Source organism: Hominibacterium faecale, assembly GCF_020734085.1.
Classification (GTDB): domain Bacteria; phylum Bacillota; class Clostridia; order Peptostreptococcales; family Anaerovoracaceae; genus Hominibacterium; species Hominibacterium faecale.
Genome location: NZ_JAJAGH010000007.1, coordinates 24,682 through 44,635 on the forward strand (window position 1 = coordinate 24,682; position 19,954 = coordinate 44,635).

General features: G+C 48.3%; 16 protein-coding genes. 1 reads left to right on the forward strand and 15 read right to left on the reverse strand.

Features of this window, described 5'->3' with window-relative positions:
• Window position 1: 1 nt before the first annotated feature.
• From LG211_RS09815 to LG211_RS09825, 3 genes are all read right to left on the reverse strand, one after another.
• The gene (locus LG211_RS09815) at window positions 2–1,588 is read right to left on the reverse strand and encodes a zinc-binding metallopeptidase family protein (RefSeq protein ID WP_253019874.1); all 1,587 of its coding nucleotides are present in this window, start codon (window positions 1,586–1,588) and stop codon (window positions 2–4) included.
• Window positions 1,589–1,804: 216 nt separating this feature from the next.
• Window positions 1,805–3,208: a sigma-54 interaction domain-containing protein gene (locus LG211_RS09820; RefSeq protein ID WP_148396521.1), complete on the reverse strand. Its 1,404-nt coding sequence runs from the start codon at window positions 3,206–3,208 to the stop codon at window positions 1,805–1,807.
• Between the two features lie 21 nt (window positions 3,209–3,229).
• A complete protein-coding gene (locus tag LG211_RS09825) occupies window positions 3,230–5,287 on the reverse strand; it encodes a penicillin-binding transpeptidase domain-containing protein (protein WP_269477401.1) in 2,058 nt (685 codons plus the stop codon).
• 271 nt (window positions 5,288–5,558) lie between these two features.
• Between LG211_RS09825 and LG211_RS09830 the strand changes: the two genes are divergently transcribed.
• Window positions 5,559–6,110 carry a PD-(D/E)XK nuclease family transposase gene (locus LG211_RS09830; RefSeq protein WP_253019876.1) on the forward strand — a complete coding sequence of 184 codons (552 nt, stop codon included), beginning with the start codon at window positions 5,559–5,561 and terminating at the stop codon, window positions 6,108–6,110.
• A gap of 82 nt (window positions 6,111–6,192) precedes the next feature.
• Here LG211_RS09830 and LG211_RS09835 read toward each other — a convergent pair whose 3' ends face one another.
• The 12 genes from LG211_RS09835 to buk all read right to left on the reverse strand — a co-directional run bounded on the left by LG211_RS09835 (window position 6,193) and on the right by buk (window position 19,943).
• Window positions 6,193–6,738 carry a nitroreductase family protein gene (locus LG211_RS09835; protein WP_148396515.1) on the reverse strand — a complete coding sequence of 182 codons (546 nt, stop codon included), beginning with the start codon at window positions 6,736–6,738 and terminating at the stop codon, window positions 6,193–6,195.
• Window positions 6,739–6,843: 105 nt separating this feature from the next.
• Window positions 6,844–7,755 (reverse strand): DUF445 domain-containing protein, encoded by a 912-nt coding sequence (locus LG211_RS09840; RefSeq protein ID WP_148396514.1) that lies wholly within the window; start codon window positions 7,753–7,755, stop codon window positions 6,844–6,846.
• A gap of 20 nt (window positions 7,756–7,775) precedes the next feature.
• Window positions 7,776–9,182: a deoxyguanosinetriphosphate triphosphohydrolase gene (locus LG211_RS09845; protein ID WP_269477402.1), complete on the reverse strand. Its 1,407-nt coding sequence runs from the start codon at window positions 9,180–9,182 to the stop codon at window positions 7,776–7,778.
• 50 nt (window positions 9,183–9,232) lie between these two features.
• Window positions 9,233–10,018: an arylamine N-acetyltransferase family protein gene (locus tag LG211_RS09850; RefSeq protein ID WP_269477403.1), complete on the reverse strand. Its 786-nt coding sequence runs from the start codon at window positions 10,016–10,018 to the stop codon at window positions 9,233–9,235.
• Between the two features lie 92 nt (window positions 10,019–10,110).
• Window positions 10,111–11,034, reverse strand: a complete 924-nt coding sequence (locus tag LG211_RS09855) for a DUF1848 domain-containing protein (RefSeq protein ID WP_269477404.1) — start codon at window positions 11,032–11,034, stop codon at window positions 10,111–10,113.
• Between the two features lie 378 nt (window positions 11,035–11,412).
• Window positions 11,413–12,666, reverse strand: coding sequence for an MFS transporter (locus tag LG211_RS09860; protein ID WP_269477405.1), 1,254 nt, complete (start codon window positions 12,664–12,666; stop codon window positions 11,413–11,415).
• A gap of 72 nt (window positions 12,667–12,738) precedes the next feature.
• Window positions 12,739–13,674 (reverse strand): amidohydrolase family protein, encoded by a 936-nt coding sequence (locus LG211_RS09865; RefSeq protein WP_269477406.1) that lies wholly within the window; start codon window positions 13,672–13,674, stop codon window positions 12,739–12,741.
• Window positions 13,674–14,933, reverse strand: coding sequence for an MFS transporter (locus LG211_RS09870; protein WP_269477407.1), 1,260 nt, complete (start codon window positions 14,931–14,933; stop codon window positions 13,674–13,676). The genes LG211_RS09865 and LG211_RS09870 overlap by 1 nt, the downstream gene beginning before the upstream one ends.
• Before the next feature lie 28 nt (window positions 14,934–14,961).
• A complete protein-coding gene (locus tag LG211_RS09875) occupies window positions 14,962–15,900 on the reverse strand; it encodes an amidohydrolase family protein (RefSeq protein ID WP_269477408.1) in 939 nt (312 codons plus the stop codon).
• 244 nt (window positions 15,901–16,144) lie between these two features.
• Entirely contained in the window at window positions 16,145–17,662 is a 1,518-nt protein-coding gene (locus LG211_RS09880) for a PucR family transcriptional regulator (protein ID WP_269477409.1), read from the reverse strand.
• A 10-nt stretch (window positions 17,663–17,672) separates the two neighbouring features.
• Complete coding sequence (locus tag LG211_RS09885) at window positions 17,673–18,863, reverse strand: MFS transporter (RefSeq protein ID WP_269477410.1); 1,191 nt, start codon at window positions 18,861–18,863, stop codon at window positions 17,673–17,675.
• Window positions 18,864–19,943: a butyrate kinase gene (buk, locus tag LG211_RS09890; RefSeq protein WP_269477411.1), complete on the reverse strand. Its 1,080-nt coding sequence runs from the start codon at window positions 19,941–19,943 to the stop codon at window positions 18,864–18,866.
• Window positions 19,944–19,954 lie beyond the last annotated feature (11 nt).

The window sequence follows — 19,954 nt, forward strand, 5'->3', positions numbered from 1 at the left end:
TTTATTTATCTCCTTCTGCAGGAATCCACCACTGATTTTCTCCTCTCGGCGTTGTTACATACTCCGGCCATCTGAAATCAATCGGCGGCTTATAATCACATAAACACGGAATCCATTTGCTGCCTCCCACGCCTCCGCCTGTCCGCTGCCGGAACTCTTCCTGAGCAGCTTCCAGTTTTTCCGGCTTTGTCAGAAGATCGACTACAGTCATGCCGATAGTCTGGGACGCAGTCATAAAGGTAGGATCGATGCATTCCGGAATTCCTCCCATGGCATTCATAACCCATGCAGGATAAGCTCTTCCCGGCTGGGGCGGCTTTAGAGCCGGACGGCCGATGTAGAGCCTTACGGTCGGCGCGTGCCAGCAGAATTCCGTATAATCGTCCGAAGTGAAATTCTCCTGCCATTCAGGCAGAACTTTTCTCAATTTTTCTTCGCATTCTTGAGGCGTAATCAAATTCTGTATTTCGTCGATAAAGGGATCTTCCATAGGTTCATAGCCCAGATTTTTTTGGATTTCCCTCGCCTTTTCCCTCGCAGCCTCGCTATAGGCCGGCGGTCCGACCAGTTCCAAATTCTTGTAAGTCAGATCGGCCATAACATGATTGGGCAGACCTGGCCTGGATTTGGCGATCCAATCTTTTTCCCACGTGCAGTGGGTGGCCAGAGCCGCCGCCTGGGCGTTCTGATCCAGGATGCGAACCACGGTCTCAGCCATATCCACGTCCGGCACGCGGATGAAGAAGTGAATTTGTCCGATCTGTGCCGGAATATTATCTGCAGTAGCCTGGCCCAGCGTAGTGATGGTTTCGTTCATAGACCAGCCCACATTGTTGGATATCATGTGCTCTTTGAACATTTTGGACATGGTATACATCTGCAGAACCGCATCGGTGGCGCCGGGACATCTGGTGGCCGAATGGGACGCCGGTATGGGTGAATCATCCGGCGAAGAGATCCAAGTTTCCGGTTCATCGCAGCGGAAGGTGTACATCACTCCATATCCCACGCCGCAATGGGTGTTCCATCTGGTGGTATTGCATAAAGGCAGCATATAGAACGGATGGAAGCTGATGGCCGCATCCAGATCGTCGTAATATCCTGCCGCCGCGTGAATCGGCTTGGATGCCCGCAGCTTTTCCGCCGGTTCGCCGAAGAATTTCAGCTTGCCTGGAATATGAAAGGCTTCCATGGCTGCTTTGGCTGCCAGAAATCCGCCCAGACTGCTCATCCCCAGTACGGAATGGGGATCTGTGTGACCGCCGGCATAAGGACTCAGCCCATCTCGCGGCCGTTTTACGGTATCCGCGGCCTGGCAGTTTCCCGGTATTCCGTCGTATTCGGCATAGCCGCCGATGACCGGTCCTTCGCCGTTATCCCAGGCTGCGCAGAATGCGGTGGGCATGCCTCCGCTTCCCTCTTCCACCTCAAATCCTTCTTTTCGTAAAAGCTCCGCATACCATTTAGCCGACCGGTATTCGCGAAAGGCAGTCTCACCATAATTCCAAATCTCCGAATGCCATTCTGAAAAGGTATCCTTTCTCTCTTTGATCCAATCCATTACAAATTGTTTGTTTTTCTCGATCATGCTCTTATCTCCTTTCAAATCGATGTTGCGTTACTCTTGATAAGCGCAATTCCCGTGCCAACGAAACAATCCCTGAAATTTCAACGTTTTTATCTTGCCTGGAGGTAACGCTCAAAAAAAGAGGGCCAGAATTGGTCCTCTTTTTTGCGGCATTTTCAGTTTTTTCTGTAAACTACAGGGCGTCAGCCTTTCTTTGTTTTTGGTCCATTTTTGGCCCTATGGCTCATTTTTGGTCCTATCTTTCGCCCTGAGCCCATATTTTCTCAGTTTTCTTTTGAGGGTACTGGCAGAAAGTCCGGTTTTTTGCGCCAGCTCTCCATTGGTTTTACAGACTTGGATCATACGTTTCAGGTAATAATGTTCAAACTCCCCGAAAGCCTCATCATAGCACTTTTCTTCATCATCATCTGTCCGTATTACTTCTTCGCCCCGGCAGCCGATGACCGTTTCCACATCGCCGGCATCGATGGCAGCTTTCGGTACAACTACCAGCAAACGCTCCATCACGTTGGACAGCTCCCGGATATTGCCCGGCCAGTTGTAATCACAGAGTCTGCTGATAGCCTTGTTTTGTATTTTCTTGTGAAATCCGTATTTTTTATTATATTTTTGAAGAAAGTATTCGATCAGGTAAAAGAGATCTTCTTTCCGTTCCCGCAAGGGCGGCAGTTTGACCGGCACCACATTCAGCCGATAATACAAATCCTCGCGAAAGGTCCCTTCTTCGATCATCTCTTTCAAATTGCGATTGGTAGCGGCGATAATACGAATATCCACCGTTTTTTCTTCCACACTGCCCACCGGGACGAATACTTTGTCTTGAATCAGCCGCAGCAGCTTGACTTGCAGTCCCAGAGGCACTTCTCCAATCTCATCCAGAAACAGCGTACCGCCGTCGGCCGCCTCCACAAGACCTTTTTTGCCAGTTGTACTGGCGCCAGTAAATGCACCCTTCGTATATCCGAAAAGCTCGGACTCCAGCAAGGTTTCCGACAAGGCGCCGCAGTCGATCTTTACAAAGGGCTTTTCCTTTCTCAGGCTATGTCTGTGAATCCATCTCGCATGGACGTCTTTTCCCGTACCCGATTCCCCTTCGATCAGAACCAGAATATCTGTAGGTGCGATTCGTTCCAGCAGTGCAGCCGTCTTTTCCATAGCCTTGCTTCCTGCAATCATTTCTGATTTTGCCTCTTCCCGAACCTGCAGTTCTTCCAGCTGCCGCTTGTATTTTTCAGCGATGGCTTTCACTTCCTCGCTGTCACGTTTAATCTTGTTCAGCTCCGTAACATCTCGCTCATTGATGTAAACCCATTTGATTTCTTCATCCTCGAAGATGGGTATGCCCGTAATTACCAGCTGTTTGCCGCCTTTATACTGCATGAGGCTGACTGGTTTTCTCTCTCTGAGAGTTTTTACTGTTACAGAGACTTCATAAATTCCTTCTTCCTCCAAGTCTCGGGCCAGCCTGCCTACAATATAGTCTTTATCCACCTCTTCCAAACGTTCGCTGGCCGGATTGATATATACGATGCGTCCCTCTCCGTCAGCGATAATGATTCCATCATAACTGACTTCAAAGAACTTGATCCATTCATCGCTGATCCAGCTGAGACCTCCCATAGCCGCACCTCCTGACGATTATTAGAAGAATTTCTCCAGAATATCTTTGCTCTTTTGTACCACGTAGCCGCTTCCGCCTCTGTCCTTCACATCCTCCACCATGGTTACCATCAGAAGGGAATTGTCTTTGGTTTTATCCGGCGAAAAGACGCAGAACCACCCCAGCTCCGTTCCAGAGGTATCCTCTTTTGACGCTTTGATCTCTGCGGTCCCGGTCTTACCCGCCAGTTTTATCTTTGAAAGCTGAGCGCCGTGCCCGGTGCCGTTTGGATCGCTGATCACCTTTTCCAGGTCCTGCTGAATCAGATCTGCTGCCTTGCTGTCAAAGGCGTTTTCAATCCAGTAAGCGGTCTCCTCCTTCTGCTCCAGATGGGGCTTTATCATGCTGCCCTGGTTGGAGAAGGCTGAGTACATGGATGCCAGATGGAGGGGGTTGACCAGCACCTGTCCTTGACCGTAGCCGCTGTCCGCCAGCTGAATCTCATCCTCAATGGGTTTCTGATCGTTGCTGTACTGGGAAGGTGTCATGTCCAGCGCAAAGGGAATCTCCTGTCCGAACCCTGCCTGCGCTAGCTGTTTGGTCAACGTATCGGCTCCAATCTTCAAAGCTGCTTTGGCAAAATATATGTTATCCGAATAGATGAGTGCGTTTTCCAGGTTGGCAGGCCCGCTGTATTCATGAAGGGTCGTCACCTTATATCCGCCCCAGGAGCTGTCTTTCTGCCAGCTCTTGCCGCTGTGTCCCAAATCTCCATTGGGGTCCAATTTGCCCGTCCCCACGCCGATGGCTCCCACGACAGGCTTCAGCGCCGATCCCGGACTCCAAATCTGTTTATATCGATTGTACATGGGCGTATTTGGATCTACATTGAGCTGCTTCCAGCGTTTTTCCGACATGCCCACTACAAAATCGTTGCTGTCGTATGACGGGGTGCTGACCAGGGCCATCACCTCGCCGCTCTTGGGATTGAGCACCACGGAGCAGCTTTTATCCGCTTGATAAGTATCGTAAAGCTGGGCCTGAAGCCTGGAGTCGATGGTCAGCTTTATATCCTCGCCGTCTTTCTTGGGCCGCTGGCCCACCACTGCTTTTTCACTGCCATTCTTGTTATAGATGGCGATCCGTTCTCCGTCCTGGCCGTGAAGCCGCTTTTCATACAGTCTTTCAAGGCCGCTCTTGCCGATTACGCTGTATTGGTCGTAGCCCTGGTCCTTGCGGCTTTCCAGCTCTTCGGCGCTGATTCCCTGAACATAGCCGATCAGATGGGCGGTCTTTTCACCCAGCGGGTAAACCCGGCTCTCCTCATCGCCGATGGTCACGCCGGGAATCTTGAGCAGTTCTTCTTGTATGCGCGCATTTTCCAAATCCACCGTGCTGGACGATGCTTCGTTGATTTTTTTCAGTTTTTTGATCGGTACCAGCAGATCAGGCTTAACCCATTTTGCATTGAGCTTCTTTTCAATATCCGCCGGCGCCATGTCCAAAAGGCCTGCCATTTTTTCCAGGTCAGCCGTTTTGTCTTTGCTCATTTTCCCAGGGATCAAACCCACTGCGGCTACGGTCCCTTTGCCGGCCAGTACATTTCCGCTTCGGTCGTAAATAGTCCCTCGGTCGGCTTTCTCTGCCTGAACCCTTACTTTATCTTCGCTGCCAAGCTGGGGAAAAATCAGGCCGTCGTTCCATGTGATGCGGTATCTTCCCTGTTCTTTATGTACAACCGCTTCATTGGGGAAACGAATCTTTCCCGCAGAAGAATCCATCACGGTCTTATATTGGACCGCGTCCTTTTTTTCCTGCCCTTCAATGGTGGTGATTTCGATGTTCTTTGCCCCGATGCCTTCATATATATTTTGATTTCGGGTAATGAAGGCTTTTTTTGTGACTTTGTCCTGGCTCTCCTGGTCCAGCATTTCGTACATGCCTTCGTAGTCCTGCTCTTCAATGCAAGCCATATATTGTTTTATGATCTTCTCCGGACTTTTCAGAACTGCCAGTTTATATGCCAGCAGGACTGCTGCCATCGCTAAAATTACTGCTAGAATCAGAAAAACGATTTTATGCTTTTTTATCAGGTTCATCTAGTGCCTCCATCTTATAACTTACACTTGTAATTTTTTATATCTTACATCTGTAAGTGTCAAAAGTCAAGACTTAAAAAATTAAGGGGCAATGGTCCCCCTGTACTATGTCAGTATACCACAGCAAACCGGCGATTGTATCAATGTTTTTGACCAAGGCAAATTCTCCTGTTTTCATTGACCAATTAGGAAATATATGGCAATGCATTTCCTGTAAAAATATGTAATTTGCACAATGCATATAGAATGGGTATAATAAAGGGGAATAGCAATGACATTAAAAAAGAATTTGAAGGATTTAAACTTGCTGGATCGGTTTTTGTTCGCGGAGGCCATGGAGGATCCGGAAATCGCAGCCTGCATCCTGGAGATCATCCTTGGAAAAGAGGTCGTTTTAAAGCATTTGCCGCAGACGGAAAAGGAAAACCGCAGGGCGGCCTGGAGCCGGCACATTCGGATGGATGTGTGGGCCATGGATGAAGAGGATACGGTGTACAAAACGGAAGTGCAAAAGCAAAACACCCGCAACCTGCCGCGGCGAAGCCGTCTATATCAAGGGATGATCGACAGCAAACTTCTGGAGCCGGGGGTGATCGACTACAACAAGCTGAATGATGTATATGTCATCATGATCATGCCCTTTGACCTCTTTGGAAAAGGGCTGTACCGATACACGTTCCGCATGAGGGGAGAAGAAGCGCCGGATCTGGTGCTGGCGGATGGAGCGCAAGTGAAACGGATCTATCAATATATGGAAGAGCATCCCCAGATGGACACGGAAGGGATCTACAAAAAGCTGCTGGCAGGCGAAAAAAAAGCGTAAACTTCAAAAGAAATTTACGCTTTATACCTGGAAAGCCTTTCCAGTCAGGCCCGTGATCTCTGGGCCCCTAAGTCAGAAGCGCTTAGTCCACATAAGTAACCAGCTCTTCCACACTTTTGCGCCTTGGCGCTTTCGGGTCCTCATCGGCATAACCAATGGCGATGAGCGCGGCTACCTTCTGACCTTCCGGAACCGGAATTACCTGGCTGACTTTATATTCATCGAAGATGCCCATGATAACCGAACCGATTCCTTTGTCATGGGCTGCTAAACAGAACGTCTGAGCAGCAGCGCCGGTATCGAACACGCCCCAATCGGCGCCTTTGGGCGTTGTTGCAGTACCGTCCTTTTCCAGACCGGAACGGCCCTCGATCATAGTAAGGATTACCAGGGCAGGCGCGTTTCTCAGCGTATCGATGTTGTATTCAAACCCCATCACGCAGCTGTCTGCGATCTTGTTCATTTTCTCCTGATCTTCCGTAACCATATATCTGGTGACCTGGGTATTTTTCCAGGAAGGTGCAAAAGCCGCCGCCTCAACAATTTCATCGATCACTTCGCGAGGCACCTTTTTGTCCTGAAACTTACGGATACTTCTTCTTTCTTTAATACATTTGATTGTTTCCATCTTTTATAGCTCCATTCCCAGACCTTTCGTCTGTAAGTAAAATAGTTGTTTCCATTAGAGATTCTACCACCAAAAAAATTCAAATTCAAGGTGGAAATCCGTTTCTTAACCCAACATATTGATCAACAGGTTGAGCAGGCCGATAACCAGGCCGATCAAGGCGCCCAGGTTGACGATGGCGTTGAGTTCCTTTTTCATAACCGATAGAATAAGCGCCTCCAGTTTGGCCACATCCATATCGCGCACCTTCTCCTCCACGATGGCCGCCACATCGATCTTTTCCACCATTTCTTCCATGGCATCCTCCACGCAGGCAGAATAAAGTCCGTCAACGATCTTCTTCATATGGGGCTGCTCCAGTGACAGCTGCTGCGTTAGACTGCCGATGGTCTCCTCACCAACCCTGTTCAATTCTTTTTGAACGACAGGGCGAATCTTATCTTCTCCGTTTTCGCTGATATAGTTCTCAATTTCCTCGCCGATTGGAGCTGCTACCGATTGGATCACCTGATCGTTGACCATCATCGCAAGCATGGTGCCCTGAACCTTCTCCCGGATGGCCCGGCTTCCTTCTGTTACCACAATATTGCTGATGTCCAGCTCCTCGATACCGCTCATTACCCGCTCTGTGATCACATCTTCAAGCTTGAATCGGATCTCTTCAAGGCGTTCTTCCGAAAGATATCCGCGGGCGGCTTCCCCGATAGAGACCTGACTTTCTTTTACGCCCAGATATGCTTCCCACAGCCCGCCTGTGATGGACTCCTTTATATGCTCCGCGGGCAGCGCTTCCGCCAAATCCTTTTTCGTCAGCAGCACCTCCCCGATGGCAGAACCGATGGCCCCGGCCAGTTCATCCTTGCGTTTGGGGATCAGCCCCGGCGTAAAGGGCAGCCTGCGCTTTCCGATCATGATCGGGCGGTGAGGTTTAAAAAGCATTTTTACTGCGATAAAATTTGTGCAATAACCGATCAGCGCTCCAATCAAGGGGCCTGCGATCAGCTTAAGTATCAACATAATTACGATTCCTGCCTTTCTTAAATGATTCCATTCAATTCCTGGTAAAGCGTCTTTGCATAGCTGTCCGTCATGCCGCAGATAAAATCCGTCACCAGCAGCAGCCGCAGATACAGCTTCTCTATCGGCTCCTTGCCCTTGGCATAAATATGATAAATTCCTTTATAATTATCGGAAATCAGCGCGATCAGCTTTTTCTGCACATCGCTTTGCGGTTCCTGCGTATCGTACGAGATGGCCGCATCCACAAACTTGTCCAACAAAAAGTTAAAGATGGTCTGGGCAGCGATTTCCAGTTTGAGAATCGGCTCCGTGTTGAACGCATAATCAAAAGCAATATCGCCGAGAATTTTCATGATCTGTTCGCCGTAAGTTCCCGCAAACAAATCCTTTTGGTAGCTGCCTTCCATGATCCTTCGATAATTGCTGGTAAATCCGTAAGTCGCGCAGGCGATCAAACGTCCCTGCAGGTGGACGATCCAGTTCTGGACTCCATTGAGCTCCGGCGAAGAGATGCCTCGTTCCACAGCTCTTTGATAGCGCCTTTTGAGCGCATCCACCAGTTTCTGATACTCGTCATCATCAGACGGCCCCCGCTGCTCCAGTTCCCAAACCAGCCGCTCATAGCTGATGCACCCTTTTTTACAGGCATCTTCGATATCCGCTGTCTTATAAGCGATATCGTCCGCCGCTTCAAGGACAAAGGTCAGCGGATGGCGCTTGCCTTCCGTGCCCAGGCTTTGCTGCAAATCTTCGAAGATCTGGCGTTCCGCATAATAATAGCTCATTTTTTTATCCTTAATATCGCCGCTATGCTTATTTATTTTCAGGGAAGATACCGGATATTTGATAATCGCCCCTAAAAGAGCCTTGGTCAGATTCATGCCGTGCTCATCCACCAAAAAATGCAGCTTGGTCACCAGCCGCAGCGCCTGGGTATTTCCTTCGAAGTTATAGAAATCCTCCCGCATCTGGGGAGAAAGAAGCTTGCTCACAGGCATTCCCTGAAACTGCAGCCTGGGCAGGTTGTCCCGGAACCACTGGCGGATAGCCGTTTCACCAAAATGGCCGAAGGGGGGATTGCCAATGTCGTGAAGCAGCCCGGCGCACTGGAGAATATCGCAGACATCGGCCTTAAAGGAGGGCTGAAAAGTCTCATCACCTATGGTCCTCAGAATCTTTTCCGAAATATTCTGCCCCAGGGATTTGCCAAAGGAGGATACCTCCAGAGAATGGGTCAGTCTGGTACGAATAAAGTCGCTTTTATCCAGCGGAAAGACTTGTGTTTTGTCCTGCAGCCGTCTGAAGGAAGCGCTGTTGATAATGCGGTGATAATCTTTTTCAAACTCTGTTCTAAGATCGCCCGATCCCGCCGCGCTTCGATAGCTGCGGATCCGGTCCGGACACAATAGCTTATTCCAATCCATCTTATATATCCTTTCTCGTCTTGGATCGCATAGCAAAGCCGGCCCATCTGCTACAGCGTAATGTCGAATTCCTGGGATAACAGGGTCAAATACTGGTTTTCATCCGTAATCATTGTTTCTTGGCGGACGCCGCTTTCAATGCGGGTAAAACGATCACCTTCAATGGATACGCTTCCGCCGGGAATGCGTCTGCTGATCACCCTCTCGCCCGTAGAAAAAAAGGAATCGGGATGGGTAAAGCAAAAATGACTCAAAGGAACAAAATCCACTTCTTCCTCGGGCATCATGGTAAACTGCATGGTTTCCTCCGGTCCCTCTTTTGACAAGTAAATCAAGGTCCACCAATATTCATCGTTCCTGCGGATTATGAAGGTCTGTCCGGCGCAGGTTCTGGTACTGCCGTCTTCCACTTTAATGCCGCAGGCCGGCTGAGGTCCGCCATAGCCCACATCGCAAAAATAGATGCTCCCTTCCATCCGCACCAACGCAGCCCGATGAGAGGACGGCGGAAAAAAGTCCTTTCCCCGCAGTACCCTGCACCGGCAAGCCCAGGCGTCAAAGCCCAAAGCGCAGAGCAATTTGAGAAACAGCGCGTTGAGTTCAAAACAGCAGCCGCCCCGCTTCCTGGTGACGATCTTATCAAAGATCGCCTCTGTCTCCAAAGAAATGGTTAAGTTTTTATCGCTGGTATCGATGTTTTCGAAAGGCACCTGATACTGATGGGCCAGCACCAGCTGATCCAGATAATCTACAGAAAGCTGCTGAGGCGCCGGCATTCCGATCCGGTCCAGGTATGCCTGAATGTCGGGTAATTCCCGGTACAATCCTTGGTACATGTTTCTACTCCCTTATTCACAATAACATTTATTATTACACTCCCTTCATTCTCTGTCAAGCGTTGGAGAATGATGCGGGTGTCCTTAGAAAATCAAAAGATCGTCATCTGTTCTTTTTTCAGGGAAGCTTGTTTTCGCAGTGAAACGGTCTCTCCTGCCCCGATCTGTCCCTGCAGCAGCGGAGAATGGACATCGCAGGAATCGTCGGCTTTTTTTCTCTGCCCAGCATAACAATACCTGCACCCCATGCTGCAAGTATCATATATGCCTGCGTCAACGCTTTCCAGGCAGCCGCATTGAGAGCGCTGATTTTTATCCTTATTCCCTTCCAGCTGGCAGCCGCACAGTTCCTCAATGAGCCTTTTGTCCACACACGCGCCGGCGGAAACTCCCCCAGGGGTTAAATCCAGCTTTTCGGCGCAGGAGAAGATCTCCATCCCATTGGCTGCGGCAATCTCTTTGAGCCCGGATGCCAATTCCACAGCCTCTGCCCGGCAAACCGGCTCAATCCCCAATTCTCTCATGGCTTTCTCATTTTTGCGGTAAAGATCGAGAAAACTGATCATCACCCGATTTGTAAATCCCTTCAAACTGCGGGCGATCTGACTAAAGGCGTGGAGATGGTAAGCCGCCGAATATTTATCATTGATCAAAATCGGGTCATACCTCCAGATCACGTGCTGGGCAGAAAAGCGGGACGCTAGCTCCTGAAAGGCTGGAATCACCACCTTCTTTTTGTCCGGCACCCCCGGTTCCAGATCGTTTCCATAGCCAGTGATGGTGATCTGGGCATACCAGACATACTCCTTCAGCCTGTCTGCCGATGCCGCCAGATTCATAGGATTTTTGGTCCAAAAGACCATGCAATCCACCAGCCGCGGATCCAGGTCGATCCTGCTGATCTGCCGTGGATTGAAAGGATTGCGCACGCAAAGAAAACCGGCATCCAGCCGATTTAAAAACCACTGCCAATGACAGGCGGGAATATCGGTTCTTCTGCTGACACTGAGAATCATCGCTTTGCTCCTACTTTTCATTTGTTAGAGTAAACTTTTAAATTTTCAGGGGCTGTATTGCTGGAATCGGATTCCGGAAAATTTTCATAAAAGTTCGCGCTTTTTACGCAAAGTTGTGGGTCTGCCAGGCCTGATCTTGGCAGAAAACGGAGATTTGCTCCACAAGCCGAATTTGAGAGGGCTCAATCGTTGAAAACAGTGTAAAATTCGTGCATTTTTTCCGCTTTTTTCCCTTGCACTCACATTCCATGAAAACCCGATACCTTGCAGCAACGCCGTACAATAGTATACTATATTTCCACACCACTGACAAACCCGGCAAAAACTTTGCCGGGTTTGTCTTTAAGTATAAAGCAAATCCTTTTAATCACGGTATGATCAGGATTCCGATTTGTTCTTTCCTTTTGTTTCTTTTAGAAATAGGCCAAGTACCGCTGCTGCGGCAAAGGCAACACCCGCTACAAAAATGACGGCTGGGTAGCCATTGTTTCCGGCAATAATTCCGGCAATAGCCGGCCATGCGGATCCGCCGACGATTTCCGCGACGCCGACGATGAGGCCGCTGGCTGTTCCCAGCATATAGTTGGGAAGCGATTCTCCCGGGATAATCGTCTGAAAGAACAGGAAGGCAGCGCCCGGAATTCCTCCGGTGAGCGCATAAATAACGATCGCAGCTGTAGATGAAGGTGCTCCGAACATCACAAAGGGCATGACTGCGCAAAGCGCAAACCACAGAACAACAGCGGGCTTACGGCCGATAAAGTCAGAGACTTTTGGCACAATAATCGGCGAAAAGATAGCCAGAACACCCATTAAGCTGACAATGGCGCCCGCGGAGGTAATGTCCCGTCCGCCAACCGTTGAGAAAAACAACGTCGCATAAAGCATTAGCGTCCAGTAACCGCACATGCACAAAACACCAAGAATGAAGCTAAGCACAACGTTGCGGTTCTTCATCAATTTTCCAATCATGCTCCACATCGATTCTTTCTTTTCTTTTTCAGCTGCTTCCTGAGAAAATGGGACTTCGCGGAGGACCTTAGTCAGGACAAGGAAAACAAGAATGGATGCGACGCCTGCCACCAGAAAACCCATACGCCAATTGCTGACCGCGGCGATCTGCGTAACCATTACCGGCCCCAGTGAAAGGGAAATAAAATTTGTCCCGCTGGCGACAAGGCCGGTATTGAGCGCTACTTTGGCGGGAGATGACTCTTTAATCAGCATTGCGAACATCAGCGGAGCAACCGGACCTTCAAAGAAGCCTACCGCCGCTCTTGTAGCAAGAAGCTGCCAGACGTTTTGTGTAGCTGCGCTGAGGCAGGCGAATACTCCCGCGCCCAGACAAAGCAGGACAAGCCATTTTTTACGTTTACCGGTTGACTCCAAAATCGGTGACAATACGATTGCAGCTATGGCGTAACAACCTGTCGTAAAGGTGTTAATAAGGCCGAACTGCGGGTCCGTAATGCCCAGATCCTCCATAACCAGCGGCGCCAGAAAGGACATCACCAGCCTGTCAAGAAATATGAAGCCCCAAACAAATGCAAACAAAATCAGCAATGAAAGCTCATACCGTCCCCAACCAAAAATCTTCTTTTCGTTGTTGGAATTTGTATTTAATGTGTTCATTAACATACCTCCTTGCAGAACACCGCCGGCTGAGCCGGCGGCCATGCTTCTATCTTAAATGTTTAAATCCTTCTAGAGGTACAGCAATTTTGCTGCGTTTCGATACAGGACTTTCTCCTGCAGCTCAGGATCGTGCTTCGTCGCCTCTAAGACGCATTCCAGTGAATAATAGTACGGGGTGGAAGGATTATCGGTTCCGAACATTACTTTGTCCTCTCCAAAGAGATCGATCATCTTTTCGATATCCTCACGACCGCGCATGGAGGTTTCCACATAAACATTTTTCCAACCATGGGTCTTAACGGCATTGGATAACTCGTCCATTTCTCCGCCGCTGAAACCGCCGCAATGAGCAGGAATAAAAATGAAGTCGGGATATTTTTCAATCCATTCCAATACATAATAAAGGGCGCCGTATTCTTTGTTGGTTTTCTTAAAATGAGGTGAATCCTTCTTGTAATAATCGTTGATGCCGCAGTGGGATGTAATCGGCAGTCCCAGATCGCCGAACACCTCCATCGCCACGTGCAAACGCTCATCCCGAGGGGAAATATTGTTTATGATGGGATGGAGCTTGAGTCCCTTTGCTCCGCGTACAATATCCTTTTTCAATTTCTTCACCATTTCTTCAACCGGAAGTTCAAAATCCGGACAGGTGAAGCAGAGAATATTGGGGTATAACTTCGTGATTGCCAGCGCGTCTTCAAAACCGTGTCCCGGCAGAATGGGCAGATTGACAGCATAAGTGATGCCGCTGTATTCCATAGCACTGATGGCAGCCTGCAGGCCTCCCCGTTCCCAGTCGTGATTCTGCGCCGCATCGATCAACTGATTATGCCGCTTCTCATCGGGCACGACCAGCGGCTTGCTGTATCCGATTTCCCCCAGATCCTCGAACACATCCGGGTAAGGCCGATAATCATATTGGAAGGGCTTTTTGAACACAACGTTTAAATTTTCATGGTAAATATCTCCCATGTGCATATGAGTATCAATAATTCTTCTCATTATTTTTCCTCCTCGCTATTTTGATCCAATTTATTTTTTCCTTTTGTTTCTTTCAGAAGCAGAGAAAGCACCGCTCCGGCGGTAAACGCAATACCCGCGATTAAAATGACGGTTGGGTAGCCGCTCTTTCCAGCAATGATCCCTGCAATGGCCGGCCACGCGGCTCCGCCGACGATCTCGGAAACGCCGATGATAAGGCCGCTGGCTGTTCCCAGCATATAGTTGGGAAGCGATTCGCCCGGTATAATCGCTTGGAAGAAGGGTATGACGGCTCCCGGGATTCCTCCGACAAGGGCATAAACGATAACCGCCCCCATTGATGAAGGCGCCCCGAACATCACAAAGGGCATGACCGCACAAAGCGCAAACCACATAACCAGGGCGGGCTTGCGGCCCATGAAGTCAGAAACTTTGGGCACGAAAATCGTCCAAACGACAGCCAGAACGCCCATAAAGCTGACAATGGCGCCTGCGGAGGTGATGTCTCGTCCGCCAACCGTTGAAAAGAACAGGGTTGCGTAGAGCATAAGCGTCCAATAACCGCACATGCACAGGATCCCCAAAATGAAGCTGAGAATGACGTTGCGGTTCTTCATCAACTTGCCAATGATGCTCCACATTGATTCTTTCTTTTCTCCTCCGGCCGCATCTTGAGAAAAGGGGACTTCGCGGAGAACTTTGATCAAGGCCAGCGCAACAATGAGGGAAGCGATCCCTGCCACCAGAAAGCTCATCCGCCAATTGCTGGCCGCGGCAACCCGGGTAACCACTGCCGGTCCCATGGAAACCGCGATGACGTTCACGCCGCTGGCGACGATGCCCGTGTTGAGGGCCACTTTGGTGGGGGATGATTCTTTGATCAGCATTGCGAACATCAGCGGAGCAATCGGTCCTTCAAAGAACCCTACGGCCGCTCTTGTAACAAGGAGCTGCCAGACCTCTTGCGTAGCGGCGCTGAGACAGGCGAAAATACCCGTACCCAAGCAAAGCAGGATCATCCATTTTTTTCGTTTTCCGGTTGATTCCAAAATCGGAGACAACACGATTGAGGCTATCGCGTAACAACCTGTTGAAAATGTGTTAATCAGGCCGTATTGAGGATCAGTAATCCCCAAATCTTCCATGACCAGCGGCGCCAGAAAGGACATCACCAGCCTGTCAAGAAATACGAATCCCCAGATCAGGAACAGCGAGATGACCACTGTAAGCTCATACCTGCCCCAGCCGAGAATCTTTTTTTCCTTGTTTAATGTGTTCATAAACGTGCCTCCTTAATTAAACATTGGCTTATTCATATAAGCGGGTTAAGGCTACTGCATTTTGATACAAAACCTTTTCCAGGGCTTCATCATCTTCTGCGAATGCCTTTTCACATTCTTTGAGGGCATAGGACACGTCGCAGAATGGGAAATCCGATCCAAACAAAACATGGTCAGCGCCAAAGCAGCTGGCCAGTTTTTTAATGGTCTCAGCGCATTTATAACTGGTGACCACATAAACGTTTTCCCATCCATTCTTCTTAGCGCAGTCCATCAGAACATCTAAATCCTCGTCAGTGGTCAGGGCCGAATGGGTCAGCACAAAGCGGCAATTGGGATATTTGGATATGATCTCCGCGGTCCAGGAGAGCGCGCCATACTCACCGGGCGCTTTTTTTGCGGATTCGCTGCCCTGACGGTAATAACAATCATCCTCACCGAAGTGCAGAACAACCGGAAGCCCTGCTTTGTCAAATGCCTCAATGGCGGCTCTGGCTCTACCGTTGACAACCTTGATTCCCTGAAGCTGAGGGTGAATGTACAGCCCTTTGGCGCCATTGGCAATATCCCGTTCCATCACATCGCGGATATCCCATGGTTCCGTGCCGAAATCCGCGCTTGTAAAGGGGATGATCCTGTATTCCATTTTTGAAGCGGCTCGTGTTTCATCAAAACTGGTGTTGGGATAATTGTTTAGAGAAACAAAATAGGTAATGTTGTTTTTGTCCATTTCCTCGGAAGCCTTTTCCAGGCTGCCTTTCTCAAGTACGCGGTTTTGCATAGCGTCCGCCAGCTGATCCTTTGCCTGCAGGCTGCTGGTGTCAATGGGTTCTCGGAATCCCGACTTTGCGAATTCCGACAGAGGATCCGTATAAGGCTCCAAAATCACGGGCTTTTTGAAAACGATGTCCTTATTGCGATCAAAGCAATCTCCCAGGTGCGTATGAAAATCGATTATTCTTTTCATATTGTTTTCTCCTTTCTATGAACCTTAGAATAACGATGTATTACGAGAATTATAGCACCCGGCTTTTCACACCAACCAGAGTCCAATTGTTCTATTTTCTTGCAGAAAAACAGTCTATTTTGTCCGAAATAAAAAGGGGCGTTTAAAGAATTTTTTGAATTTACCATCAATTTGTACAAAGGCTCCAATATTGGAAGCTGTTTTCATGGATAAATGAAATACGGAGAGGTCCTTTGCCCCTCCGTTACTCCTCTCGGTCCATCAGCTGAAAAGCCATCAGCAGATGGATCTTCGTCTTATTGTCTTTAAAATCTGTCCCCAGCAATGCTTCAATCCGTTCCATTCGATATAAAAAGGTGCTTCTCTGTACATACAGCGCTCTCATAGTCTGAGCCGCTTTCAAATCGTTTTCCAGAAAAGCTCTTAAGGTTTCTACATAGCTTGTTGATTTTTTTTGGTCATGTTCGATCAGCTTGTTCAACATGGGAGGGTAAAGCATATTGGGTTTCAGCTCCTTCGTACAGCAGTCCAGCATGTACGAAAAACAGTAGTCCTCGAATCGATGAATCTGTTCGGCCTTGTTTTCTTTTGTTCCATATTTAAGAGCAATTTCAGCCTGTTTGCAGTAATAAGGCAATTCGCGAAAATCGGTCAGCGGCATACTGATTCCCACAGCATATTCCAGTTTTTTCAGCACCCTTTTTATCCGTCTCAGAGTATCGGACGCGCCGTCGATATGAACTAAACCGATTATTTCCTCCTGATATGGGAATGCGATACAATCACCTAATTCAAGTTCAATAACCTCACAGGTATTGACCATCGTATTCAGCATCAAATCGATTTTTTCCATTTGCAGTTTGATACAAAAATAAGTGTCGCAGATGTCCCATTCATATTGCTTCAATTCCTCTTCGAGGCAATTCCTATCAACGTTGTATCCCTCCAGCATTTCAATCAGGTTTTTTTCCAGTAATCTATATTTCATTTCCGGGAATAGATTTCTCTTTGTCAAAATTTTTTCTATCATTTTTCTGAGGATTTCTATGATCGCATAGTCCCCTTTGTCGAAGGGTTTGACCGACTCGTCGACAAAAAGTCTCCCCCAGTATTCGCCGTGATACCAAATGTTGTCATATATGTAGTTGACATCACCTTTATCGATATAGAAAGTGGGCTTTGTAGTCTTAAATGTATTTTCAAAGAAAGGGGTGTCCTTCAGCTGGTCAAGCAAATCTCTTGGAAATCTTCCATTGCATTTGTTGATTTGGTAGGGATCTTTTTTGGTGGGCATATTGGGAGGCTCGGCAAATCCGATAAAATGATATGCTTTGTCATGGAGGTAAATCGGGTTGCCCAGGATGGGCAGAGTCAAATCGATCAGCTTCTGTATTCCTTGTTCATTTATGACTGCCTCTTTCATGTCCAGAAACCAGCGGTTATATTTGTTAAAGATATCTTGAATGCTGTTTACCACCTGAGCCAGCGATAAGCCGGCCTCCAATTCAATGTAATCACAGTCAGAGTCAATAAAAGAATGGCTGCTTTTTCCAATACTGACAATGGCGCAAAAATCTTCAAAAAAAGGCTTCTGGGGAAGTTGGCCGCCTTCAGCGACATAGACTCTGGCCGGCAGAAAACTGACTTCATCCGTATAGATCACAACCTGCTCAAACGTCAGCTCCTTATGTTTAACTTCAATCTGAATCAATTCGTAGTTTTTCCTAAGCGAATCTGCAATGATATCGATATTTAAATTCATTTCTCTCCTTTCATCTGGATTTTCTATTCAGCAAATGCCAGCAGATACCTGCCAGCAATGCCAGAATTAGTATCATCATGAAGGTACTGTTATAATTTCCTCCGGACTTTTCGATGAGGACGCTGGAAATCATAGGTCCTATAATTGCCGCCGGAATAAGTGAGAATGTTCCGATACTGAAGTTTACAGGAAAATATTTTGGCCCGAATTCACTGTGAATAAAGGCAGATGTCAATGCGGGGCCGCCTCCGTAGCCGATGCCTGTCACCAGCAGACCGAAAAGAATAAGCGGTGTCCGGCCGGTAACGCTGCCTGCCGTCAGACTGAGTCCTGCGATAAAAATAAACATGCAGTCAGCCAAAATGGTTCTTTTCTGTCTAAACTTATCGTACATCGTGCCCAGTATGACTCTGCCCAATCCGTTGCATACCGATACCAGCAGCCCCAGAAGCGCGGGCGCTCCAAATGCAAGGGCGATATTCGCGGCATTTCCAATCACAAGCAAGCCTGTGGAGTTGATGAGGACCGCCCATAATATGAAAATCCAAAACCTTGCATCTGTAAGCATCTCCTTTGTGGTGCAGCTTTTCAACTCAGCTTTTTTCTCGATTTTATTTGCGGAGACAGATTCAGGCGGTTTCATAAAAAAGGAACCTATGACCAGTATAACTGCTCCCATTACCGCCAGCGTCCTGAATGCTGAGAACAGCCCTGCCATATGGATGAGAATTTTGACGACGCCGCCAAATACCAGACCTCCACAGCCAAAGCCCATCATCAGAAGGCCGGAGGAAAACCCGGTTCGATCGGGAAACCACTGATTCACCGTACTGATTACACAGTTGTAGCCGATACCGACCCCGGTTCCGCAAAACACGCCGTAACAAAGATAGAGCAAATACAAACTGGAATGGCTGTCCTGCCCGTTGATCAGTGAAACGCCGAAAAATCCGATAAAAAGCAGCAGCGCCGATATCCAAATAATGATCATGGCCTTGATTTTCTTATATAGCAAGCCTCCCCAGAATCCTCCCAAACAGAAAAAAATCATCGATATGGTGAAGGTCAACGTCAGTTGGGGAATACTCCATTGCGGATATATCTCAGAAAACGGCGCCTTAAAGATTGACCATGCATAAATGAGCCCCAAGAAGAGGAGCAAAGCCATTCCTGTAAATAGATATACCCATCGATTGTTCATCTACTTCTCTCCTTCTACGAGGATCTTGGCTTCCTCTTCTCCTCTCAGCACGCGAAGAACACCATTGGCAAGGGACTGAACTTCGTTTTCACCTGCAATGATTGTGACAGGGGCTAAAAATTCTACGGATTTAATGATCTGTCCGGTAAATCGTTTGGAGTGGGCTAAACCTCCGGTCAGGACGATATGGTGAATTTTGCCTTGTACGCATGGGGATATTTTGGCAATATTCTTTGCCGTAGAAAGCGCCATTGCATCGAAAACCGTCTTGGCATATTCATCCCCCTCATCGATCATTTTTTCCACCGCCCGTATATCCAGCACTCCAAAATGGGACAGAAGACCGCCTTTCCTCTGCAATTGCCTCATAAGCTCATCTTCTGTATATTTCCCGCTGAACGCCATTTTCACGATGGAATAAACAGGCATGCCTCCGGCTCTTTCCGGAGAGAAGGGACCTTCCTCATCCATGATGATATCGATGATTTTTCCGCCGCTGTGCAGATTGATGGTTATTCCGCCGCCCAGATGGGCCACGATAATGTTGGTATCTTTATACTCGATATTTTTTTCCTCGCACAGCTTGAGGGCAGCGGCTCGTGTATTTAGGTTATGTCCTCTCGCAGGCCGCCGGATCCCCGCAAGTCCGGTAATTTTATTGACTTCCAGCATTTCATCCACAGTGAGGGCATCATAAATATAGGCATTGATTCCTGCTTCATTTGCCAGTTTTAAAGCGATCCCGGCGCCTACATTGGCAGCGTGTTCGTCCAGGGGTCTGTACTGGAGGCATTCGACCATGTAGTCGGTAATCTTATAGGGTCCTGCCTTTATGGCAGGCATATTGCCGCCTCTTGAAGCGATGGCGCTGAATGCGGCAATGTCCTCATGATGATTTTCAAGCAGCTGCTTGATCAATCCAAATCTCATATCCAATTGATCGTACACTTTTTTGAATTTTTTCAACTCGTCTGGGGAATGATTGATGCTCTCGACCCATTTGGCCGTTTCTCCTTCAAAAACAGCCACTTTTGTAGAAGTAGAGCCCGGATTAATGACGAGAATTTTTTCAGTTATCATATTCGTTATCC